Annotated in this window: 20 protein-coding genes; 10 read left to right on the forward strand and 10 right to left on the reverse strand. The window is 64.0% G+C overall.

Annotated features, from left to right (window positions below; translation table 11 throughout):
* Window positions 1-19 precede the first annotated feature (19 nt).
* Window positions 20-901 carry a lysophospholipid acyltransferase family protein gene (locus tag IPK59_09040; GenBank protein MBK8158884.1) on the forward strand — a complete coding sequence of 294 codons (882 nt, stop codon included), beginning with the start codon at window positions 20-22 and terminating at the stop codon, window positions 899-901.
* On the opposite strand, the gene IPK59_09045 is transcribed toward IPK59_09040, so the two are convergent.
* The 7 genes from IPK59_09045 to recA form a co-directional block, all read right to left on the reverse strand.
* Window positions 898-2,175, reverse strand: a complete 1,278-nt coding sequence (locus IPK59_09045; protein ID MBK8158885.1) for an FAD-dependent oxidoreductase — start codon at window positions 2,173-2,175, stop codon at window positions 898-900. The two genes, IPK59_09040 and IPK59_09045, sit on opposite strands and share 4 nt — an antisense overlap.
* A gap of 2 nt (window positions 2,176-2,177) precedes the next feature.
* Complete coding sequence (locus IPK59_09050) at window positions 2,178-3,101, reverse strand: 3-hydroxyacyl-CoA dehydrogenase family protein (GenBank protein MBK8158886.1); 924 nt, start codon at window positions 3,099-3,101, stop codon at window positions 2,178-2,180.
* Window positions 3,102-3,172: 71 nt separating this feature from the next.
* A complete protein-coding gene (locus IPK59_09055) occupies window positions 3,173-5,347 on the reverse strand; it encodes a methyl-accepting chemotaxis protein (GenBank protein MBK8158887.1) in 2,175 nt (724 codons plus the stop codon).
* Between the two features lie 109 nt (window positions 5,348-5,456).
* Window positions 5,457-6,851: a hypothetical protein gene (locus IPK59_09060; GenBank protein ID MBK8158888.1), complete on the reverse strand. Its 1,395-nt coding sequence runs from the start codon at window positions 6,849-6,851 to the stop codon at window positions 5,457-5,459.
* Between the two features lie 24 nt (window positions 6,852-6,875).
* Window positions 6,876-7,583: a molybdenum cofactor guanylyltransferase MobA gene (gene mobA / locus IPK59_09065; protein MBK8158889.1), complete on the reverse strand. Its 708-nt coding sequence runs from the start codon at window positions 7,581-7,583 to the stop codon at window positions 6,876-6,878.
* Window positions 7,547-8,314: a sterol desaturase family protein gene (locus IPK59_09070; GenBank protein ID MBK8158890.1), complete on the reverse strand. Its 768-nt coding sequence runs from the start codon at window positions 8,312-8,314 to the stop codon at window positions 7,547-7,549. The genes mobA and IPK59_09070 overlap by 37 nt, the downstream gene beginning before the upstream one ends.
* 236 nt (window positions 8,315-8,550) lie before the next feature.
* Window positions 8,551-9,636 (reverse strand): recombinase RecA, encoded by a 1,086-nt coding sequence (gene recA, locus IPK59_09075; GenBank protein ID MBK8158891.1) that lies wholly within the window; start codon window positions 9,634-9,636, stop codon window positions 8,551-8,553.
* Window positions 9,637-10,006: 370 nt separating this feature from the next.
* Between recA and IPK59_09080 the strand changes: the two genes are divergently transcribed.
* The 9 genes from IPK59_09080 (at window position 10,007) to IPK59_09120 (ending at window position 19,776) form a co-directional block, all read left to right on the forward strand.
* Complete coding sequence (locus tag IPK59_09080; GenBank protein ID MBK8158892.1) at window positions 10,007-10,585, forward strand: LemA family protein; 579 nt, start codon at window positions 10,007-10,009, stop codon at window positions 10,583-10,585.
* A 14-nt stretch (window positions 10,586-10,599) separates the two neighbouring features.
* Window positions 10,600-11,622 (forward strand): M48 family metallopeptidase, encoded by a 1,023-nt coding sequence (locus IPK59_09085; GenBank protein MBK8158893.1) that lies wholly within the window; start codon window positions 10,600-10,602, stop codon window positions 11,620-11,622.
* 173 nt (window positions 11,623-11,795) lie between these two features.
* Complete coding sequence (gene efp / locus IPK59_09090) at window positions 11,796-12,362, forward strand: elongation factor P (GenBank protein ID MBK8158894.1); 567 nt, start codon at window positions 11,796-11,798, stop codon at window positions 12,360-12,362.
* An 8-nt stretch (window positions 12,363-12,370) separates the two neighbouring features.
* The gene (locus IPK59_09095; GenBank protein MBK8158895.1) at window positions 12,371-13,159 is read left to right on the forward strand and encodes an inositol monophosphatase; all 789 of its coding nucleotides are present in this window, start codon (window positions 12,371-12,373) and stop codon (window positions 13,157-13,159) included.
* 144 nt (window positions 13,160-13,303) lie between these two features.
* On the forward strand, window positions 13,304-14,602 hold the full coding sequence (locus tag IPK59_09100) for a hypothetical protein (protein ID MBK8158896.1): 1,299 nt from the start codon (window positions 13,304-13,306) through the stop codon (window positions 14,600-14,602).
* Between the two features lie 65 nt (window positions 14,603-14,667).
* Window positions 14,668-15,774, forward strand: a complete 1,107-nt coding sequence (locus tag IPK59_09105; protein MBK8158897.1) for a MotA/TolQ/ExbB proton channel family protein — start codon at window positions 14,668-14,670, stop codon at window positions 15,772-15,774.
* A gap of 170 nt (window positions 15,775-15,944) precedes the next feature.
* Window positions 15,945-17,087 carry a peptidoglycan -binding protein gene (locus IPK59_09110; GenBank protein MBK8158898.1) on the forward strand — a complete coding sequence of 381 codons (1,143 nt, stop codon included), beginning with the start codon at window positions 15,945-15,947 and terminating at the stop codon, window positions 17,085-17,087.
* A gap of 146 nt (window positions 17,088-17,233) precedes the next feature.
* Window positions 17,234-18,169 (forward strand): hypothetical protein, encoded by a 936-nt coding sequence (locus IPK59_09115; GenBank protein ID MBK8158899.1) that lies wholly within the window; start codon window positions 17,234-17,236, stop codon window positions 18,167-18,169.
* A gap of 95 nt (window positions 18,170-18,264) precedes the next feature.
* Entirely contained in the window at window positions 18,265-19,776 is a 1,512-nt protein-coding gene (locus tag IPK59_09120; protein MBK8158900.1) for a pentapeptide repeat-containing protein, read from the forward strand.
* Window positions 19,777-19,788: 12 nt separating this feature from the next.
* Here IPK59_09120 and IPK59_09125 read toward each other — a convergent pair whose 3' ends face one another.
* The 3 genes from IPK59_09125 to IPK59_09135 form a co-directional block, all read right to left on the reverse strand.
* The gene (locus tag IPK59_09125) at window positions 19,789-20,715 is read right to left on the reverse strand and encodes a hypothetical protein (protein MBK8158901.1); all 927 of its coding nucleotides are present in this window, start codon (window positions 20,713-20,715) and stop codon (window positions 19,789-19,791) included.
* 194 nt (window positions 20,716-20,909) lie between these two features.
* Entirely contained in the window at window positions 20,910-21,263 is a 354-nt protein-coding gene (locus IPK59_09130) for a DUF3088 domain-containing protein (protein MBK8158902.1), read from the reverse strand.
* A gap of 7 nt (window positions 21,264-21,270) precedes the next feature.
* The gene (locus tag IPK59_09135) at window positions 21,271-21,843 is read right to left on the reverse strand and encodes a hypothetical protein (GenBank protein ID MBK8158903.1); all 573 of its coding nucleotides are present in this window, start codon (window positions 21,841-21,843) and stop codon (window positions 21,271-21,273) included.
* Window positions 21,844-22,056: the final 213 nt, after the last annotated feature.

Raw genomic sequence — 22,056 nt, forward strand, 5'->3', positions numbered from 1 at the left:
AAGTTCATGGGTTTGCGACGTGACCGCAACGCCTTTGCGCTATCTGGGCTGGATGAGCAGCCTCTCCTTGACCTATGCCAGCGCCTACGACACGCCGCTCGCGCGCCTGTCGATCCGGGCCATCGAAATCCTCAGCGGCCAGCTGCGCCTCAAACGCCTCTACGATATCTACCAGGCGGAGATGACAGGCCAGGCCGAGTTCTGGGACGCGGCCTTGCGCCTCCTCCAATTGCAGATCGATTACGACGCCGCGAAACTGGCGCGCCTGCCGGCCACGGGTCCCCTGGTGATCATCGCCAATCATCCCTTCGGCCTGGTCGACGGCCTGTTGATCGGCCACCTCGCCAACCGGGTGCGCGATGATTTCAAGGTGCTGACCAATGCCAGGCTCTATCCGCCCGATGCCGCCATCCAGCGCTACATCCTGCCGATCGATTTTGATCCCGGCCCCGAGGCACAGGCCACGACGCTGAAGACCCGCGCCATCGCCCGCCGGCATCTTGCCGAGGGCGGCTGCCTCATCGTCTTTCCAGCAGGCGGTGTCGCCACCACGCCGACACCTTTTGCCAAACAAGCCGTCGATCTCGACTGGAAGCCCTTCACCGCGCGCCTCATCCATGCCGCGCGCGCCGATGTGGTGCCGATGTATTTCCACGGCCAGAACAGCCGCCTCTTCCAGATCGCCAGCCATATCAGCATGACGGCGAGGCTTGCCTTGCTGCTCCATGAGGTCGCCAACAAGATCGGGACCCAATTCAAGGTCTCGATCGGCGAGGTCATTCCCTATGGCGCGGTCGAACCCATGCGCGATCCTCACGAACTCAGCCGGCATTTGCGCCAGCGCACGGAATGGCTGGGCGATCCGGCGTCCCGCCCCGGCAGCACGGGCATCATCGCCTAGGCAACCTGGCGCTTGCCTTCCTTGAGATCGTAATAGCGCATCATCCAGGGCACGAACCAGTTATTGCCCTGGTAGAACGGCACCGTCTTGAACGGCTGATCGGCGAAGACCGATTTCACCGATCCCGGCGCCAGGATGCGTTGTGCGAGCAGCCGCCCGAAATGCGAGCCCATCGGCAGGCCGGCAAAGCAATAGCCGACCGCATAGTGAATGCCCTCATGGGTACCGAGATGCGGCAGCAGGTCGAAGGTCGCGGCACAGCGCCCGGTCCAACTATGCGAGACGCCGACATCCTTCAGGTCCGAAAACACCGCGCGAAGCTCGGCGGAGAGTCGCCTGCCCATCGTCACCTGGTCGCTGCGTTCGCCGGTCTTGCCGCAATAGAGGATGCGCGTCCCGTCGGGTGAGCGCCGGATCGCATCGATGTTCATGAAGCAATCGATATAGGTGCGGTCCCTGGGCAGCAATTGGTCGATGAGCCCCGCCGGCAGCTCCTCCGTCGCCATCTGCCAGGCATCGAAGGGGATCAATCGCCGCTGCAGCCAGGGCAGCAACCCATCGGTATAGCCATTGGTCGCCATGATGACGTCGCGCGCCGCAACGCCGCCGCGCGCCGTCTCGACCTTGAAGCCCGAACCATCGCGCACAAACCTGCTCACACGTGTGAAAGGATAAAGCGCAACACCCGCCGCCAAGGCCGCCCGCACCAGCCCCTGGTGATAGAGGCCGGGATGGATCGAGGCCAGATCCGGCAGCACCACGCCGCCGAGATAGCGCGGACTGCCGATCTCGCGCGGCAAGGCCGCCTTGTCCAGCACCTCGAAGGGCGAGCCCAGATGCTTCTGCCGGAGGTCATATTCGCGCTTCAGATCCTCGAATTGTGGCGCCGTCTCGGCCACCACCAATCGCCCATGGACGCGGAAATCGCAGTCGATCGCATAGTCGGCGACCGTGTCGGCGACCGCGCGGAACGCCATCTGCATTTCCTGATAGGTCGCGATGGCATGGGCGAGGCCCTTGGCCTTCACCAGATCGCCGAAGGAATATTTGAGCGTGCGGCCGACAAAGCCCGAATTGCGGCTGGAGGCGCCCGAGCCGATCGCCCCACTGTCGAACACCGCGACCGACCGTCCGGCGGCGCTGAGCTTCAAGGCGGCGATGAGGCCGGTATAGCCGGAGCCGACAATGGCGACATCGATCTTCTGCGGCACATCGCCGGGCATGATCTCGGGGCGGGGGGCCGCCTCCCACCAATAGGGATCGGTCTTCATCATGATCATTTCTTGCTGTCGCGATCGGCCTTCAGCCAGCGGAAGAGTTCGTCCATGCGCCGCGCGCGCAAGGCGCCCACATCGCGCTTCGACCAGTCATAGATGCCCGGCATGCCGCTCTGTGTCATCAGGGCAGCGACCTTGTCGGGTGCCTGCGGTGCGGTCGAGAGATCCGGGATGAGCGAGTTGCCGAAATTCACCATGGTGGCAAGCCCGCCGATATCAGCCGATTCAATCGGCCCGGTGATGCCGATGCGCCGCCCGAACGAGGCGCGCACGACCGCATCGATGGCCTCCGCCGAAGCGATACCCTCCGCCCAGAGCGCCCAGGCCTCGCGCAGCAGCGCAAATTGCAGCCGGTTGCCGATGAAGCCTTTGACTTCCTTCTCGATCACCACCGGTTCCTTGCCCGTGCCGCGGATGAGCGCCACGGTACGTGCCAGCACGTCGGGCGAACAGAACGGCCCGCCGCACACCTCGACCAGGGGGATGAGCTGCGGCGGATACCAGAAATGGGTGGCGATCACGCGGTTGCGGTGCTTGACGTTGGCGACCAAGGCACTCGCCGGCTGGCCGCTCGACGAGGCGAGAATGGTCGTTGGCGGACACATCGCATCCAGCTCGCCGAAGATCTGGAGCTTCAGCGGCAGATCTTCGGTCACCGCCTCGATCACCAGATCGGCGCCCTTGGCATCCGTGAGCTCTGTGCTGAGGGTGATGCGGCCGGGAACGGCCTTGGCTTCCTCGGCCGTGAGCAAACCATGGCGCACGAACTCGGCGAGGCTCTCCTGCATTTTTCCGATGGCGGCATCGAGGCTGGCGCGATTGCGCCCGATCAGCGTCACTTTGTGCCCGGCGCTGGCAAACACCTGCGCCACGCCATGCCCGATGATCCCGTTGCCGATGACGGCAATCTTCTCCGCGCCCATCCCCAACCTCCAGCCCGGTAAATTCAGGGCTGGAGGCTAGGATGGATGACGCATCCTGGTCGAGGGAAATCTTAAGAAGCGCGCACTTCCGCGATGAAGCTCTCGACCTCGCGGTTGAGGGACTTCGCCTGCTCCGCCATCATTTCGGCAGCGCTCAGCACGCCGGCTGCCGTGTCGCGGGCGGACAGCACGGCGGTTTCGACGCCGTTGATGTTCTGCCGCACCGATTGCGTGCCGCCGGAGGCGGCCTGGGCGTTGCTGGAAATCTCGCGCGTCGCCGCCGATTGCTCCTCGACCGCTGCCGCGATCGAGCTCGAGATCTCGTCGATCCGTTCGATCGTGCTGGTGACGGTGGCCATCGCCTTCGCAACACCATCGGTCGAGCTTTGGATCGCCTGGATTTCGACCGAGATGCCTTCGGTGGCCTTGGTTGTCTGGCTGGCCAGCGCCTTCACCTCATTGGCGACGACGGCAAAGCCCTTGCCGGCTTCCCCGGCGCGCGCCGCCTCGATGGTGGCGTTGAGCGCCAGCAGATTGGTCTGTTCGGCGATGGCAGTGATGAGCTTCACCACTTCGCCGATGCGTTCCGAGACCACGACAAGATTCTTCATCGTGTCATTGGCTTTGCCGATCTCGCCCACCGCGGTGCGGGCGACGTCGGAGGAACTGGCGACCTGGCGGCTGATCTCGCTGATCGAGGCGGAGAGCTGTTCGGCCGCCGCCGCCACCGCGTCGACGCTGCCGGACGCATTGTCGGTCGCCCCCGATGCTTCGCCGATCTTCTGTGTCGCCCCTTCCGCCACGTCCGACATGGACTTCGCGTGAGTCTGCAATTGCTGGGCTGATTTGGTGACGCTGTCGACCACGGTCTTCACCGACCGTTCGAAGCCGTTGGCGAGTTGCTGCATGGCTTCGCGCTTTTCCACCTCGGCGCGTTCGGCGGCCTTCTGCTGCTCGGCTTCCAGGCGCAGTTTGTCCTGCTGGCCATGCTTCAGCACCTCGACCGCGCGGGCGAGTTCGCCGATCTCGTCGCCGCGTTCGACACCCTTCACATCGGCGCTGAAATTGCCCTCCGCCACCTCGCTGGTGACATGGGCCAGGGCCACGATCGGCTTGGCGATGCGGCTGCCGACCCAGGCGAACATGATGGCGCCAAGGAGCAGCGCCACGCCGACGATGGCGATGATCGTGTAGATGAGTTCATTGGCACCCTTGAGCACGGTCGCGACCGGCACCTCGATCATCAGGGTCCACACTTCGCCGGGACCCCGGAAGGTGATCGGCGCGAACACGACGAAATGCTCGCCGCTGGCATCGATCTGCATTACCGGCTCGGTCGATTTGCTGGCGAGGAATGCGTCATACATCGGCTTGAGATCGGCTTCAGGCTCAAACGCCGCATCCTTCTCCATGGCAATCATCTGGCCGATGCGCTTGGCATCGGGATTGGCGGCCCACTGGCGGTCATGGCTGAGCAGCATGACGCGACCGTCGCCCATCGGCTTGATGGCGTTGAGAGTCTCGGCGACCTTGGTCAGCGGCAGATCGATGGTGGCGATGCCGAAGCCCTTGCCGTCGCTCATCATGGGCACGCTGATGGTCGACATCAGCACGTCGACGCCATCGACGGGATATATATAGGGCGCCGTCAGCATCGTGTGGCCGGCCTGGAGCGGATCGAGGTACCAGCTTTTAATGCCGGCCTCGATGGTCATGACCAGCGGAACGATCGCCACACCCTTTTCAGCATTGTTGTAGTAATAGGGTACGAACCGCCCGGTCTCATTCTGCTCCGGTGCAGCACCTGTTTCAGAATCGACGAAGAAGGGGACATAGGCACCTGTTTCGTCTTTTGCCGGCACTTTGCCGGCGAAGGCGGCGTCATCGTCATAGCCGTTCGGCTCGAATGCTACCGTCGTGCCGACGAATTCCGGATGCGCTCTGATGATGGGGACAGCGAGGTCCTTGATGTAGGTGCGCGGCAGCTTGCCGACCTTGGCGCCTTCAATGGTGCGGCCCACTGTTTCGGCAACGTCGATGGCCGATTGAATAAAGCCCGTTACCTCGCGGCCCGTACCGATGGCGATGGCGCTGAGATTGGCAGCCGCATCTTTTTTGGCCTGATCATAGGCCATATAGCCGGCAACGCCGCCAGCCCCCACGATGCCGACCAGCAGCACCGCAATTCCCGACAGCATGACGCGCGCGCGCAGGCCGATACGGCCCGATTTTGACCCAGCAGACATGATCTCTCCCCCAATACAATCCTGGGGATATGTTGGGACAAGATACTTAACTGTCGATTAATATGAGGAATGTCGCCAGGGCAGCCGCCGAAATTTCACATTCAGCGGCTTAGAGATCGAGCTGGTGGCTCTCGCCGGAGAATTCGCACACGCCGCCCGGGACGCCGGATTCATCCGCTGAATTGTGCCACATGCCGGGCAGGAACAGCGGCTTGTTCTTCTGGATGGGCGCGTTGGAGACGAGGCGCTGCTGCTTGCCGTCCTTGGCTTGCGAATAGACGACGCCCACGCCATAGACGAGGGCCGCCTCATCCTCCCAGGCGAGCCGGAGCACGGTTACATCGTGCCCCAATTCGTCCTTGCCCGGCCAAGTGGAGACACTGGGCAGCGACGGCATCTTGCCCATGCCGGTTTCGACCTTGCCGTCGAGCGTGATGCCGATCTGGAAATACGAACGTTCCGGACCCGCCGACGCATCGCCGTCGAACAGCTCGCCCTCGGCCGCGGTCCAGATCTCGACATGGGGCGCCTTGATCCAGGATTTGCCGGCGGCAGCCTTGGCAGCCGTCGCCGCCAGCGGATCGCGGATCTGGATGAGGAGCGACCGCGTGCTCTCGCCGATGACGCGCAGTTCCGCGGCGTCCTCCCCTGTCGCCGGCTTGCCGTGGATGAGGAAGCCCTGGCTGCCGTCGCTCCTGAGGCTGAGGCCGCAGGTGCCCAAGGTCGTGCCTTCGGGCAAGGCGCTGGCCCCGAGATCGAAGGGCACCGGCACGGCATAGGCAGCGACCGTGTCGGAGGAAGGCTGCGGCTCAAGTGGTTTCTGGAAATCGACCGCCGGCATCGGGCAGCCGATCTCCGCGTCGCTCCAATCGTCGCGCGGCGCCGGCGCATAGGCGCGGGCCTCCAGCGTGCGGCGGTCGACCGCCATGAACGCGCCGGTATTCGGGGCGGCATTGTGATAGGAGCAACTATCCTCGGCGATCAGTGCCAGCGGCGAGAGCTGGAACGTCTTGTTCTCGGTCCAGCGCCAGGCGGACCCACCGCCTTGCGTATGGGTCAGCCGGTTGTCGGCAATGGTGATGTCGTCAAAGCCCATCATCGCCGAGCCGTAACCGTCATTGCACAGCGGCAGCAGCTTCACGGGTTGGTCACCCTCCGCCAGCAGCCAGATCTCGCGCCCGCCATCCATCTGGTCCATGGCTTCCAGCGCCGCATCGGTCGAGCGGCAGCCTTCCTCCGGGAAATAATTGGGAATGTCGGCGAGGCCGAATACCAGATCGGCGATGCGCAGCCGCTCGCCCTTCGCACCCGTCCCGGCATCGCTTACCGCGACCACAGCGCAGGTCGGGCGGTCCTGGCACAGGATCTTTTTTTCATCCGGGGTGAGATCAGCGGCCAGGGCCGAGCCGATGGCACCCAGCAGCAGGATGATGGCAAGGAGAGCGGCAAGGGGGAGGCGCTCAAGAAGCGGGCGGCGCTGTGGGTTGATGTGACGGTTGGTCAAGATGAATCCTGCGGAAAGGGCCGTTCAGATCTGCTGGCGGCGCGGCTGCGCCCACAGGCGCTCGGCCACGGCCAGATCCTCCGGCGTGTTGGCGTTGAAGAATGGGTCGACGGCGCCGCCCGGAAAGTTCACGGCACCTTCAAAATTTACCGCGACAGTGCGATGGCGGTCACAGAAGGCCTCGACCTTGCGCAGATGCTCGAGCGCCAGCGCCTTGCGGAGATCCATCCGGAGACTCACCCGCCACAGGCCGATAACCGGGTGCCGGCGCCCATTGCTTTCCGCGATCGCGATCTCGGCGCCCTCCGCCATCGTGGGTAGCAGGCGCGAAACCAGGTCCAGCGGCAGGAACGGACAATCGGTCGAGACCGTGAGCACATAGTCGATTTGCCGCCCACCCGTCTCGAACCCGTGTGCCGGGCGCGCCTGCAGCGCCGCCCAGTCGAGGCCGGCGAGGATGCCCGCGAGCGGTCCCGGCTGGCCGGCGATGTCGTCGGGCACCACCGGCAATCGGTAGCTGTCGAAACGCGCGGCGTGGCCGTTGGCATTGATCACCAGCCCCGTCACCTGCGGCCGGATACGTTCGATGACATGATCGAGGATCGGCCGGCCGGCAAGGCTCCGCAGGCATTTGTCGCCGCCCCCCATGCGCGACGATTTCCCGCCCGCCAGCAGGATGGCGGGGATGGCGGGTTTCAGGGGAGTTGGCTCCGCGGCGCGGGTCTCTTGCATGGGTCTGCTTGGGGGCGCTTGAGGACGTCCTGGAACAGCATCATAGCAAGCAATCGCTGCTCCTGTCCATCCTCGAAACCGCAGCTCCGCTCAAAACTCGCCGGATTCTCATAAGTCCCAAACAGCATGTCCCACCAGGTGATGTCGCCGTAATTGTTCCGGTGGCGGCGATGCTGGTGATGGATGCGGTGCATCTCCGGCCGCTGGAAGAAGAACCCGACCCAGCGCGGCGTCCGGATGCTGGTGTGGTAGAAAAACTCTCCCAGCGCCGTGCACAGCGTATAGATGGCGCCAGCCTCCGGCGACAGGCCCAGCACCGCATAGACCAGGCAGCTGCCGATCAGTGAATTGACGATCATCTCGATTGGGTGCTTGTAGAACGAGGTGATGACCTCGATCCGCTGCGGACTGTGATGGATCTGGTGGAACAGCCGCCACAGCAGCCAGGATTCATGGCGCCAGCGATGCCACCAGTAGAAGATGAAAGTGGCGATGACATAGGCGAGAAGCCCGCCGGCCACGGTACCGATTTCCCGGTCGAGGTCGATGAGCGACCAGCGTGCAAACCAGCTCTCCCAGCTCCACCCCGCCAGCAGGACGACGCCGAGTTGCACGAGATTGAGTGCAACGACCCGCTGCGGCCAGCCGCGCACCCGTGGCAGAGCCCAGCCGGCAAAGACCCGCTCCAGGACAAAACAGGCGGCGAAAACCGCGAAGATGGCGACCAGCATGGCGATCCCCTCAGGCATTGGATCGCCGAAGCCTAGGCAGCGTCCGCACCGCCATCAATCGGCCGAATGCGAGACTCGTTCACATAGCAATCGGCACATCGACCCGGCTACATCCCGCCGATCTGGCCTTCAAAACGACGAAGCGCGCCGGCCCAGGGTGTAACCCGGGACCGGCGCGCTTGCCGGAGAGAGAAGCGGGCCGCCGCACCATCAGCGTGGCGCGGCGGCGATCTCAGTTATGCGTCCTCGTCGACCTTGTCGCCGCCGCTCGAATCCATCATCGCCCCAGCGACGAGACCGGCATTGGCGCGGATCTTCTGTTCGATCTCCTTCGCCATGGCCGGATTGTCGCGCAGGAAGCTCTTCGCGTTCTCGCGCCCCTGGCCGATGCGCTGGGTGCTGTAGGAGAACCAGGCGCCGGATTTCTCGACCACGCCGGCTGCGACCCCCAGATCGATGAGTTCGCCCATCTTGGAGATGCCTTCGCCATACATGATGTCGAATTCGACGACCCGGAAGGGCGGGGCCAGCTTGTTCTTGACCACCTTCACCTTGGTCTGGTTGCCGACCACGGTTTCCTTGTCCTTGATGGCGCCGATACGGCGGATGTCGAGGCGGACCGAAGCGTAGAATTTGAGAGCGTTGCCGCCGGTCGTGGTTTCCGGGTTGCCGAACATGACGCCGATCTTCATGCGGATCTGGTTGATGAAGATGACCATGGTCTTTGAGCGGCTGATCGAGCCGGTGAGCTTGCGCAGCGCCTGGCTCATCAACCGGGCATGAAGGCCGACATGGCTGTCGCCCATCTCGCCCTCGAGTTCGGCCCGCGGCACCAGGGCCGCCACCGAATCCACCACCAGGATGTCGATGGCGCCGGAGCGCACCAGCGTGTCGGTGATTTCCAGGGCCTGCTCGCCGGCATCCGGCTGGGAGATCAGGAGGTCGCCGACATTGACGCCGAGCTTGGTGGCGTATGAAGGGTCGAGGGCGTGTTCCGCATCGATATAGGCGCAGGTACCGCCGGCCTTCTGGGCCTCGGCGCAGACCTGCAGCGCCAATGTGGTCTTGCCCGAGCTTTCCGGTCCGTAGATCTCGACGATGCGCCCGCGCGGCAGGCCACCGATGCCAAGGGCGATATCGAGCCCCAGCGAACCCGTTGAAACAACTTCGGTTTCGACCGCCTGTTCGCTGCTGCCGAGGCGCATGATCGAGCCCTTGCCGAAGGCTCGTTCGATCTGCGCCAGCGCGGCGTCCAATGCCTTGTTCTTGTCCATGTTTTCTTTGCTGTCCCTGTCCGAAATCTTGACCACGTTCTGCGACATAAGTCTCTCTCCCACCTTAGATCACAGCACCGGATCAGTGACAAATCGGCGCCGAATGAGAGCCAATGTACAGGCTTTGTTCCGCTTGTAAAGACTTTAGATCGAAAAGAGAACGATTGCAGATTTTTTGTTCTTTTCCAGCTAGATATAGTATTCGTTCCTTGAGAACGACCACAACGGGCAGCGCGACTCCGGGCGCAGCCGCCGGGGCGCCCCGGCACACGAATCGGCCAGCGCCGATTAATTGCCGCCACCCGCCCCGTGCGCGCGATGCGGGTGCCTCCATTTCCCCCCCCCAGTTGCGGCAAGGGGGGCACTTCCGGCAGGATGCAGCCCTTCGCCCCCAGCCACCCTCATACCGGGATACCCCATGACCCTCTGGATCCTGCTCGGCCTTGCGATCGCCATCGTGATCTGGGGGATCGCTATCTACAACCGGCTGATCGCCCTGCGCACACAGGTCGCCAATGGCTGGAGCCAGATCGATGTCCAGTTGAAGCGTCGCTACGACCTCATCCCCAATCTGGTCGAAAGCGCCAAGGATTACATGGGCTATGAGCAGGAGACGCTGAAGCAGGTCATCGAGGCGCGCAACAGCGCCATCACGGCCAATGCGGGGGGCGGCATGCCCAGCCAGGCCTCGGTGGCGGCGGAATCCGCCCTCACCGCCTCGCTCGGCCGCTTCTTCGCCCTCTCCGAGAACTATCCGAACCTGAAAGCCAACGAGACGGTGCAGAAGCTGATGGAAGAGCTCACCGGGACCGAGAACAAGATCGGTTTTGCGCGGCAGTTCTACAACGACTCCGCGACCGCCTATAACACCGCCGTGCTGAGCTTTCCCAACAACCTGATCGCCGCCGGCTATAAATTCGAGCTGGCCGAATTGTGGCGCGTGGCCGAGGCCGAGCGCGCCGCGATCGAGGCAACACCCAAGGTCGATCTGCGCTGAGCGGGCCCGCGCCGATGTCGGATGCCGGTGCCGCGTCGGCAGTTGCAGAAGCTGCATTGCTCGGCATTCACGGCACCGATTTCATCGCGGCCCAGGCCGCCAACCGACGCAACACCTGGGTCCTCATCCTCCTTCTCATCCTGCTCGGCTTTGCGCTGGGCTACGTCATCGGTTGGGCCATCGAGGCCTGGGGCACAGCGGATGACCGTCCGGTCGACATCCTGGCGGTAAGCGGCGCGGGCTTGCTTGGCGGCGCCGTGCTGTCAGGCATCGGCCTCGTCTCCAGCGCCGCCACCTTGATGGCCGGTGATCGGATCGTGCTTGCCATGACCGGTGCAGGCGAAGTGGATGCCACGGCCGAACCCACCTTGCACAATGTGGTCGAGGAAATGGCGATCGCCGCCGGCCTCCCCAAGCCCAAGGTAGTGGTGATCGAGACCGATGCCTTGAATGCCTTCGCCACCGGCATGAAGACCGATGCGGCTACGATCGGCGTCACTCGCGGCCTCCTCAACACCTTGCCGCGCGAGCAGCTCCAGGCCGTGGTCGCCCATGAGATGGGCCATGTCCTCAACCTCGATACGCGCTACATGGCGGCGGTCGGCATCATGGTCGGGCTCATCGCCCTGGTGTCCGACATGGCCCTGCGCTCCCTGCGCTTTGGCGGCAGGTCGTCCGGTTCCGGCAGCCGGAAGAAGGGCGGCGGCGGCGCCGTCATCGTGCTCATCATCCTCATTCTCTTTGCCATTCTGGCACCGCTCGCGGCGCAGATGGTGCGCTTCGCCGTCTCGCGCCAGCGCGAGTTCCTGGCCGATGCGACCTCCGTGCAGCTCACCCGCAATCCGCAGGGCCTCATCGCCGCCCTGCGCAGCCTCGGCGCCGGCGGCAAGGCACCGGAAATCGGCAATCGCGCCATCCAGCATCTCTTCATCGTCAATCCGCTCAAGGATTTCGCAACCGGCGGGTCGGCCCTCTTTGCCACCCACCCGTCGCTTGAGGAACGGATCACCCGGCTCCAGAACCTGGGCAAGATCTGATCTGCCACGCCCGGTAAATTATCCATTCCTATCAATGCGATGAAAAGCGGGCCGCCGGCGCTGGGCGGGCCACGGCGGACACCAAGCCATCCGCTGGTTTACTAACCCTGGCCCACCTGCTAGAAACCGCCCGCTTTTCCAGACAACAATTCAAGACTGATCAGGTTGACGCCATGAAGATCAACGGCAATGCCATTCGCCCCGGCAACATCATCGAACATCAGGGCCGCCTCTGGCGCGCCGTGAAGACCCAGCATGTGAAGCCGGGCAAGGGCGGCGCCTTCCTGCAGGTCGAGTTGAAGGACATCCGCGACGGGACCAAGCTCAACGAGCGCTTCCGCTCCTCGGACACCGTCGACCGCGTCCGCCTCGACGAAAAGGAATACCAGTTCCTGTTCTCGTCCGGCGAGGACTACACCTTCATGGACAACAACACCTTCGAACAGCTGACCCTCAACGCCGATCTCATCGGCGAGCCGGTGGTCTACCTCACCGAAGGCATGGTGGTGACGGTCGAGAGCTACGAAGACTCCCCTATCTCGGTCACCCTGCCCGAAACCGTGGTCTGCCTCATCACCGAGGCCGATGCCGTGGTGAAGGGCCAGACCGCCTCCTCCTCCTACAAGCCCGCGGTGCTCGAGAACGGCGTCCGCGTCCTGGTGCCGCCCCATGTCGGCGCCGGCACCCGGATCGTGGTCCGCACCGCGGATTCCGAATATATGGAACGCGCGAAGGACTAAACCCGGCCATGGCGATGCGTTCTCCCCTGATCAATGTGATGTGCAAGGCGGCCGACAAGGCTGCCCGCGGCCTGCGTCGTGATTTCGGCGAGGTCGAGCAATTGCAGGTCTCGCAGAAGGGTCCGGCGGACTTCGTCAGCAATGCCGATCACAAGGCCGAAGCCATCATCAAGGAAGAGCTGAAGAAGGCCCGGCCGAATTTCGGCTTCCTGATGGAAGAAAGTGGCGTGGAAGTCGGCCCCGATCCGGATACGCGCTGGATCGTCGATCCGCTCGACGGGACGACCAATTTCCTTCACGGCATTCCGCATTTCTGCATCTCGATCGGCCTCGAAGTGAAGGGCGAGATGACGGCGGGCGTGATCTTCGATCCGATCAAGGACGAGCTCTTCTATGCCGAGAAGGGTGCCGGCGCGTTCCTCAACGACCGCCGCATCCGCGTCTCCGGCCGCAAGAATTTGAACGAGAGCCTGCTCGCGACCGGCATCCCGTTCCGCGGTCACGGCAATATCGAACGTTTCCAGAAGCAGATGGACAAGACGATGCGCGAGACCGCCGGTGTCCGCCGCTTCGGCGCCGCCGCCCTCGACCTCGCTTATGTCGCCTGCGGCCGCTACGAAGGCTTCTGGGAAGAGTTCCTCTCGCCCTGGGATATCGCGGCGGGCATCCTGCTGGTCAGGGAAGCCGGTGGCTATGTCAGCGACTTCAAGGGCAAGCCCGTGAGCCTCGCCAATGGCGAGATTCTGGCGACCAACAACACCCTTCACGCCCCGATTCAGAACCTGATCGGCCACTGATCCGGGCACCGATCCGTCCGAGTCCGCCCTCCCTGCCCGCTAAATACTTATGCTGCCTTGGCAAAGCGCAGGTTGTAGGGACAAATTCGGATCGGTTATAGTCCAGTCCAAATTGCATCCCTTCTTTGAGACTGGCAGGCGGATATGAGCAAGCAGGCGAAATCGGTAAGCGGCGGCAAGACCATCTCCTCGGGACTGAAAATGCTGCTGCTGGCGGGTGCCGCCACGGCCGGTTCCCTGCTCCTGGCAGGCAGTGCCACGGCCCAGCAGGCCTATTACTTCCCGCAAGCAAGCTCTGCCCCGGTCAGTGTCAATTACGGCGCCCTCAGCCCCTACGGCGCCCCGGGTGTCGCCCCGGGCGTACCGACCGGCTTCCAGCCCTATGGCTATGCGGCACCCTATAGCGCCCCCGCCCGCATCACCTCGCAGCCGAAATCAGTCTTCACCCCGGCCTATGCCCCGGCTTACGGCCGGCCGGTCTATGGCTATGCCCCGGCCTATCCGGCGGCGCCGGCCAACGTGCCCTTCGTGGCGCCCTATGCCAATCCGGCCTTTGCACCGGGCTTTGCCGCCAACCGTGCGGGCCTGCCCATCAGCACGCCCACCGCGGCCAGCCCGCAAAGCTATCTCAATGTCCCGGGCGCGCAGCCTTTCGCCCTGACCCCACCAAAGGACGCGGCGCCGGCCAAGAAGAAGAAAAAGAAGAAGGCCTCGGCACCGAAGCCGGCCTCGACCCCGACCGCCATCGAAGAAGGCGCCGCAGCCCAGGTGGCCGCCGCCGAAGCGGCCCTCGAATCGAGCCCGGCGCCGGCCGTTCCGGTGGTGCCGGCAGCCCCCGCGGCTGAACCCGCGCCGGCGGAAGCCGCCGTGGCGCCCGAACCGGTGCCGGCACCGACACCGCCCGCCGAACCTGCCGAGGTCCCGGCCAGCGTGCCGTCTCCCGCCGCCAGCGCCCCGGCCGCTGCCATTGCGCCCGCCGTCGAAGCGCCCGCTGCGGAATCACCTGCTGCCGAAACAGCCGAAGCCCCAGCCGCCGAAGCGCCTGCTGCCGAAGCCTCGGCCGAACAGGTCGCCAGCGCCGAAGCGCCGGCAGAGACCCTGCCCGACACCAGCGGCTCGGCCGTCCTGCCCGCCGGCGGCACCCGCATCGTCTTTGAAGGCGACAGCGATGACCTGCCGCAGGGTGCGAGCGGCGAGCTCGACGCCATTGCCACCAAGATGATGGCCGACGAGACCATCAAGATCCAGGTTCTGGCCTATAGCAGCGGCACCGCCGATGCCGAGAGCCAGGCCCGCCGCAAGGCGCTGGCCCGTGGTCTTGAAGTCCGCAAATATCTGATCGGCAAGGGTGTCCGCTCCAACCGCATCGACGTCCGCGCGCTCGGCACCAAGTCGGAAGGCAGCCCGGCCGACCGCGTCGACATCGTGCCCTCGGCCGGCTGAGGCGGCGTGGCGCTCTCCGCCGGTACTGGCCCTGACCTCGCCGTGACCATGCAAAGGGTGCCTGAATGAGCCGCCCGATCTGGCAATTGCTGTGGATGCTGGTGGCGCTGCTGGCCTCCATCGCCGTCACCGTGCTGCTGTGGGACCCGATCTCGGTCGCCTTCGGGCACAACCCGGTGCTCAACACCGGCATCCTCGTGGTGCTGCTGGCTGGCATCCTCTTCACCATCTGGCAGGTGCTGCGCCTCTACAGCGATATCGCCTGGATCGAGGATTACCGCACCGGCGGCTTTTCGCAGAGCTATACCCAGCCGCGCCTCCTCGCCCCCATGGCGGCGATGCTGAAGGACAAGACCGGCCGGCTTCACCTCAACACCAGTTCCTTGCGCTCGCTCCTCGACGGCATCCAGTCGCGCCTCGATGACAGCCGCGAGATCAGCCGCTATGTGACCTCTCTGCTGATCTTCTTAGGCCTCCTCGGCACCTTCTGGGGCCTGCTCGGCACCGTGAAGGGTGTTTCCGACGCCATCACCAATCTTCAGGTCAGCGGCGGGCAGGATGCCGCGGTGATGTTCGACACGTTGAAGCAGAGCCTCGCCAAGCCCCTGGGTGGCATGGGCATCGCCTTCTCCTCCTCGCTGTTCGGCCTCGCCGGATCGCTCATCATCGGCTTTCTCGAATTGATGGCGAGCCAGGCGCAGAACCGCTTCTTCAACGAGCTTGAGGATTGGCTCTCCGGCCAGACCCGCCTGACCTCCGGCGGCACCGGCGCCTTTGCCGAAGCCGGCGACCAGCCGATCCCGGCCTATATCCAGGCGCTGCTCGAGCAGACCGCCGAAAGCCTCAACGAATTGCAGCGCGTCATGCAGCGCGGCGAGGAAGGGCGTGGTGCCTCCGGCCAAGGCTTCAAGCAGATGTCGGACCAGTTGGCCGTGCTCAACGACCAGCTCAGGAACCAGCAGCAGGTCACGGCGCGCCTTGCCGAATTGGCGGCCTCCGGCGGCTTCGGCATCGACGCCAACAGCCGCAACCATCTGCGCAACCTCGATGCGCATCTCACCCGCCTCTCCGAGGAACTGGCCCAGGGCCGCAACCAATCGGTCCAGGACATCCGGGGCGAAATCAAATTGCTCGCCCGCACCATCGCCGCCGCCGCCAGCAACGAGCGCTAACATGGCTTTGGCTCTGCCACCCGCTCCCTGCACTCCCTCGCCCCGCTTGCGGTGAGGGGGCGGGGTGAGGGGCGTTAGCGACCGATGAACGCCCGCCTCTGGAATCTCCCACCCTCATCCCGACCTTCTCCCGCCCAGGCGGGAGAAGGAGTACTGGTTGAGGCTAAATCATGAGCCGCCGTCGCGCTCGTCCGATGGAAGCCTGGCCGGGCTATGTCGATGTGCTCTCGACCCTGCTCATGGTCATCGTCTTCGTGCTCATGGTCTTCGTCGTGGCGCAGATGTTCCTCAGCCTCGCTTTGTCCGGTCGTGACGATGCGCTCGCCAAATTGAACGCCCAGATCAGCGAGATCGCCAGCATGCTGGCGATGGAGAAGAAGACCGCCGAGGATCTGAAGGCCCAGCTCTCCCAGCTTTCCGGGGAGCTCGCCAGTTCCACCGCCGAGCGCGACGAGATGAAGAACCAGCTCAATGTCGTGATCGGCGAGCGCGATGCCGCCAACCGCCAGGCCGCCATGAATGCCGACCAGGCGAAGAAGCTGGCCGAGGCCTATCAGACCATCGATGCCGACCGCGAACGCATCACCGCCCTCCTCTCCGACATAGCGGCCCTTGAGAGCCTCAAGGACGAGATGCAGCAGAAGATTTTAGGCAGCGACGCCGAAAAGCAGAAGATCACCGACGAAGCCAAATTCCAGGTCGAGCTCCTCAACAAGCAGATGCTGGCACTCCGCGAGGAGCTCTCGCGCATCACCGCGGCCCTCGACGCCTCCGAGCAGAAGGCCAAGGACCAGGAGGTCCAGATCGTCGACCTCGGCAACCGCTTGAACGCGGCGCTGGCCTCCAAGGTCGAAGAGCTGGCGCGCTACCGCTCCGAATTCTTCGGGCGCCTCCGCGAAGTGCTGGGCGACCGCCAGGACATCCGCATCGTCGGCGACCGTTTCGTGTTCCAGTCCGAAATCCTGTTCGACAGCGGCTCGGCCGTCCTGGGGGATGCCGGCAAGTCGCAGCTCGATGATCTGGCGACCACCCTCATCCTTCTCTCCATGGACATCCCCAAGGATCTCGACTGGGTCCTGCGCATCGACGGCCACACCGACAAGCGCCCGATCTTCACGGCGCAGTTCCCCTCGAACTGGGAACTCTCGACCGCGCGCGCCGTGGCGGTCGCCAAATATCTCATTAGTCGCGGCCTGCCGCCGGAGCGCATGGTGACGGCCGGCTACGCCGAGTTCCGCCCGCTCGACCCGGCCGACAATGACGAAGCCTACAACAAGAACCGCAGGATCGAGTTCAAGCTGGATCAGCGGTAGGCGCTGGCTCAACCAACATCGTCATGGTCGGCGAAGGCCGACCACCCACGAGTTTCCAACCGACGACTGAGCGCGTGCCAACAAATTCGTGGATGTTCGGCCTTCGCCGACCATGACGAATAGGGTATGGGGTGGCAGGCAACGCCATGGTATGGCTGCACCCTTGTGTTGCATTTCATCTTGAGACACACTTTTTCTACATCATACCGCGCTCAGAAGGCTGGCTTTCGATGCGGCAATGTCGAGTTCGTCTTGCTTTCCTTACATTGTTCGTCGGCATCGCATTGCTTGATGCCACGCGAAGCAGTGCCTGCACGATACTTCCCTTGACGCCCGAGCAAATAGAATCGGTCGCAAATGATACACTGCGCGATACTGAAATAATTGCTGAAGGGACTGTCTCATCCTCTGCAGATGTTAGTGCGCGCTTAGCCGAATGCCGTGACTTCTGGGCGGAAGGGACGAAACGCTGCGACAAAGGCAACAATGTTGGCAACGATCCGTTCTGCAACGACTTTGTCGACAAATTTCTTGAACAGTGCCAAGTCTCCGGTGCCGTCAACGTTGCATTTACGAATGTGCTCAAAGGCAGAGTCGGCGACAATGCCGTCGTTATGTATGACAGTGAGGGAGTTTGTGGCGGCGGGATTACATTGGCTCCAGGCGATAGCGGCATGCTCTGTGGCCATTACGACGCAGGAGGTGGATTTCAGGCCACATGGTGCGATCCTCGGCTCGCTGACGCATCTGGACGCATCGAGGTGTTCGATCGCTACAGCAAGCAACGTAAGGAAGTAATGTCAGCCGTCGAGGCCAATCCAAAGGACCTGGCAGCCCGAACACGTCTCGCCGGGTTTCTGGAAAATTGGCACGATTTCGAGCCCGGACTGGACGCCTACGCCGCGATACGCGAAATGGCGCCCCAAGACCCAACGGGATTCGCCGGTGCTGGCCGCGTCTTGTTCAAGCAGGAACGCTATGCCGACGCCGTCCCTTATTTGCAGCAGGCTTTCGACCGCGATCCGGCGAACAAGGACAATGCGGCACTCCTGCAGCGCGCCAGGACCTTGGCCCAGCAGTAGCACCTACCCTAAACAGTCACCCCCGGGCTTGACCCGGCCATCAAAACGCCCAGATCATCCGCCACCTTGCTGCCGTGCAATTCATCGGGGACACCATGCGCCATATCCGCAAGCTGCTCATAGCGGCCCTTCTCCTTGCCACGGCGGCGCCGGCTGCGGCCTGCATGGGCGGCAGCGTTCAGGCTGACGATATTCTCGCGGCCGGCGACCTCATCGCCGAAGGGACCGTGACCTCGGTCGAGATCACGCCGGGATCACCCTGTCTCGGCACAGCCAAGGAGATGGTGGCGGCCTGTCCCGATGTCGATGACACGACCTGCCGGGCGCCGTTCAAGGCGCGTTTGAAAGGATGCCCCGAAGCGGTTCCGGATTTCTCCTCCACCGTCACCGAACTGCAGCTTGCCGACGTCTGGAAAGGCCCTGAAACGGCGACGCTGACGCTGCATTATGCTGAAGGCAATGGCATGAATTGCGGCCCCAGGCTGAAAGTGGGCGACCGGATCGCGCTCATCGCCCAGCGCCAGGAAGACGGCACGTGGTCGACCGCCGACTACCTCATCGCCCCCTTCGGCACCTTCAGCACGACGGACCGTGATTTCGGGCGGGTGGCACAGCCGATCCTCGCCGCCTATCGCGCCGAGACCAGGGCGCTTTCCGCCGAGCTTGCCCAGCGGCCGGATGATATCGATCTCAACCTCCGCCTTGGCGCACATCTCGAACAGGGCCATGAACCGGATGCGGCCATCACCCTCTATCGCCGGCTGCTCGAGAGCGATCCGGCCCTCACCGGCGCCCATGCCGGCATCGTGCGCAGCCTGCAGCTGGGCCGGGATTACAGCGCGGCGCTGGCGGCGGCCGAAGCCGGCCTGCAGCTGGTGCCGAACGATCCGGTGCTCGAGATGCTGAGGCGCCGCCAGATCCTGCTCCTCGGCAAGGATATCGACCCGCAGACGGTGGATTTTCGTGGGTTCGAGGGGTGGCACCTGCGTCTCGGCGGACAGGATCTGCGCGGCCTCGATTTCAGCGGCGCCCGCCTCGGCGGTACGTCCTTCGCCAATTCAAAGCTCGACGGCGCGAACTTCACCGGCGCGAAACTGACCAGTGTGGACTTCCGCCGCACCTCGATGAATGAAGTCAATTTGCGCGATGCGGATGTGCGATCGGCAACCTTCTACCATGCCAGCCTGCGCAACGCCGATTTCCGGCAGTCGCAGCCGGGGCGCAGCCTCTGGGTCGCCGAGTTCATCAACAGCGACCTCAGCGGCGCCCGCTTTGCCGGCAATAAGATCATCTTCGACCGGGGACGCGGCGAGGATTCCGGCTTGGGTGCCGTGATGAAGAAAGCCGACCTCACCGGGACGACGCTCTCCTGCGTGCCGCTCACCCTCGATCATTTTGCCGACAGGCATCCGGCGGATAGCGAGCGGGTGTGGCGCAACAGCCTGCGTGAACTCGTCATCATCCATGATATCGCAACCAGGGGAATTGACATCACGCTGGACGACAGTTGCAGCGCCGCGATCGCGCATGACCTGGCCCTGCCGGAATCCTGCCAGCCCTGGAAAGTCCCGCCCGACGCCAAAGGTTGCGCCCTGCTACCCGAGTGACGGTGCGACCGCTTACGCGATCACGGCCTCGACATAGTGATTGAAGGTGTTGCGCTGATCAGAGGCCACGTGCGCCTCGCCATGGCGCCGCTCGCCCGCCCGCCGGTCGCCGGCGCGGCGATCAAGGGCCCGGCGTTCATCGGCGCGGCGTTCGGTGAAGCGCTGGTCCTGGCCGACCATGTCGGAGGCGCGGCGATTCTCCCCGCGCCGATCGAGGGCGCGACGATCCTGGGCGCGGCGGTCGCTGGCCCTCCGATCCTGCGCACGGCGATCGCCACCGCGCGCATCGGCGCCGCGGCGGTCCGTGCTGCGCCGGCTGTCGACCGGCAGGGATACTTCGCCGCCGACCGATTGCATGAACTGCGCGCGCTGCTGCACATGCATCGGCAGTTCCGCCTCGCAGGCGGTCAGCACATGATGGCTTTCGCGGGCGTTGACGGCGCCCGGCAAGGGATCCAGCGATCCGAACACGCCGACGCAGGTCGAGCCCGAGCATTCGATCGGATGATCGCCGAAACGGTCGACGCGGCCGCCGCTCGCTGTCGCAACCCGGTCCCAGAACTGTTCCAGCCCCAGCACCGAATAGCCGATGAAGCGCTTGTAGCCCTTCATGCGCGAAAGGTTGAAGCCGAAGGTCGCCAGCGCATAGGCAACCCCCCGGTCGCCATAGCGGCTCTTGCGGAAGGCGGGCAGCACGGCAAGGCGTTCGGGGATCACGAAATCGGCGAAATACCGGAGGCGCATGGTGCCGGCCGGTTGACCACCGACGCGGGCAATGAGATGCGTGGCGCTGAAATCATTGCCGTCGAATTCCTCGTCATGCCCGCAGCCGAATTCGCCGATGAAGACCGCCGAACGGATCGCCATCGCCTGCATCATGGCGCTCATGTCCTTGATGACAGAGACCTCGATTTGCGACCGACGGTCGATGATCCCCATGATGCCCCCGCAAGCGATCCAGAAAGTTTGCGAACAATACGGATAAAATTTTACAAGAATGAGACTAAAGTAAATCCTAACAGAAAATGGGAAAATGTCTCAGAAAATAGGAATGCGGGTCCAAAGCAACCTATGATAGCGATCACGATCCTATTCTTGCAGAAATAATCCCGCAATAGACGCTGGCGCGAGACTCAGGGATGGGGTGAGGGAAAGCCGTGCCGCTGGCTCAGGGCCGAGAGGATGGCATCCTTGCCGGCAATGAAGCGCACCTGCCCATGACGCCCCGTTTCCAATCCCGGGGGCGCGTCGCCGGCCAGGACCAGCAGCGGCACGGACTGGTTTTCGGCGCCGACCAGCGCCACCAGGGCCTCGCGCGGCCGCGGCCAGGCGATCCGCACCACGTCGAGCAGCCGCGCGCGATCCGGGAAGGAGGCCAGCACCCCTTCCAGCAGCGCACAATGCCAGCAGTAGAAGATCTGACCCGGAAAGGCCGGATCGGCAAAACCCGGCCGCAGCAGGAACAGGCGGTCGCGCTGGGCAGTCACCAGCCCCTCAATCCGCACTTGCCATGCGCCGCATGGTCATGCGTTCGGCGACGAACAGGTCGCGCCAATTGGCGGCGAGCAGCTTTGCCTCGGCCTCGTTCAAATTCGCCATGACGATCTCCGAGACATCGCCGTCGCTGTTCTTGGTGAGCGTCGCCTGGTAATCGCCCCGGGCGATGGCGGCCTCGAAGGGGGCCGCCGCCGGTTTCCAGGCGAGCACGATCTCGTCCGCCGTGGCACTCTCCACCACGAACAGCATCCACGGCCCGTCGGTCTTCTCGCGCACATCGAGGAAACGCTGCTCACCCACGCGGCGCAAGCGCAGTTCCATCTTGTCGCCCTGCCCCGTGCCGTCGGCATCGGCCTCCTCGACCTCGAACTGGCCCGCCGCCGGATCGACATCGGTCACGCGAAAAAAGCCCGGTTCCTCGCCGTCGCGATTGGGCTGTGCCACCCAGACGCCACTCCATTCGCCAGCCTGCGCACCTTCCGCAACGCCGATCGGTGCCGGATGCTGAATGAAACAGGCGCCCAGCATCGTGGCCAGAGCCAGGCTCACCGTCAGACCGATCCACCGCATGGCATACTCCCTTTGCTGATACGCATTCATGCCCTCACCCTAGCGTGCAACAATGCCGCGTTCTATGACGGCGCGCACAGAAGTCACGGCAGGGACGTTGACGGCCTTCGCGAAAATTCCTAAAAGGAATCCCGCACCTGCGGAGTACCGAAAGGTTCGCAGACGGCAACATTTGGCAACAACAGTGGTGAACGGCTCTTAGGTGCAGGCAGA

The sequence above is a fragment of the Rhodospirillaceae bacterium genome, from assembly GCA_016712715.1.
Classification (GTDB): Bacteria; Pseudomonadota; Alphaproteobacteria; order Dongiales; family Dongiaceae; genus Dongia.

Bases quoted from the DNA above. Each gene is read 5' to 3' on its own strand.
- IPK59_09045 (MBK8158885.1), bottom strand. From the start codon at position 2,175: ATGATGAAGACCGATCCCTATTGGTGGGAGGCGGCCCCCCGCCCCGAG.
- IPK59_09050 (MBK8158886.1), bottom strand. From the start codon at position 3,101: ATGGGCGCGGAGAAGATTGCCGTCATCGGCAACGGGATCATCGGGCAT.
- IPK59_09055 (MBK8158887.1), bottom strand. From the start codon at position 5,347: ATGTCTGCTGGGTCAAAATCGGGCCGTATCGGCCTGCGCGCGCGCGTC.
- mobA (MBK8158889.1), bottom strand. From the start codon at position 7,583: ATGCAAGAGACCCGCGCCGCGGAGCCAACTCCCCTGAAACCCGCCATC.
- IPK59_09070 (MBK8158890.1), bottom strand. From the start codon at position 8,314: ATGCTGGTCGCCATCTTCGCGGTTTTCGCCGCCTGTTTTGTCCTGGAG.
- recA (MBK8158891.1), bottom strand. From the start codon at position 9,636: ATGTCGCAGAACGTGGTCAAGATTTCGGACAGGGACAGCAAAGAAAAC.
- IPK59_09080 (MBK8158892.1), top strand. From the start codon at position 10,007: ATGACCCTCTGGATCCTGCTCGGCCTTGCGATCGCCATCGTGATCTGG.
- IPK59_09085 (MBK8158893.1), top strand. From the start codon at position 10,600: ATGTCGGATGCCGGTGCCGCGTCGGCAGTTGCAGAAGCTGCATTGCTC.
- efp (MBK8158894.1), top strand. From the start codon at position 11,796: ATGAAGATCAACGGCAATGCCATTCGCCCCGGCAACATCATCGAACAT.
- IPK59_09095 (MBK8158895.1), top strand. From the start codon at position 12,371: ATGGCGATGCGTTCTCCCCTGATCAATGTGATGTGCAAGGCGGCCGAC.
- IPK59_09100 (MBK8158896.1), top strand. From the start codon at position 13,304: ATGAGCAAGCAGGCGAAATCGGTAAGCGGCGGCAAGACCATCTCCTCG.
- IPK59_09105 (MBK8158897.1), top strand. From the start codon at position 14,668: ATGAGCCGCCCGATCTGGCAATTGCTGTGGATGCTGGTGGCGCTGCTG.
- IPK59_09110 (MBK8158898.1), top strand. From the start codon at position 15,945: ATGAGCCGCCGTCGCGCTCGTCCGATGGAAGCCTGGCCGGGCTATGTC.
- IPK59_09115 (MBK8158899.1), top strand. From the start codon at position 17,234: ATGGTATGGCTGCACCCTTGTGTTGCATTTCATCTTGAGACACACTTT.
- IPK59_09120 (MBK8158900.1), top strand. From the start codon at position 18,265: ATGCGCCATATCCGCAAGCTGCTCATAGCGGCCCTTCTCCTTGCCACG.
- IPK59_09125 (MBK8158901.1), bottom strand. From the start codon at position 20,715: ATGGGGATCATCGACCGTCGGTCGCAAATCGAGGTCTCTGTCATCAAG.
- IPK59_09135 (MBK8158903.1), bottom strand. From the start codon at position 21,843: ATGCGGTGGATCGGTCTGACGGTGAGCCTGGCTCTGGCCACGATGCTG.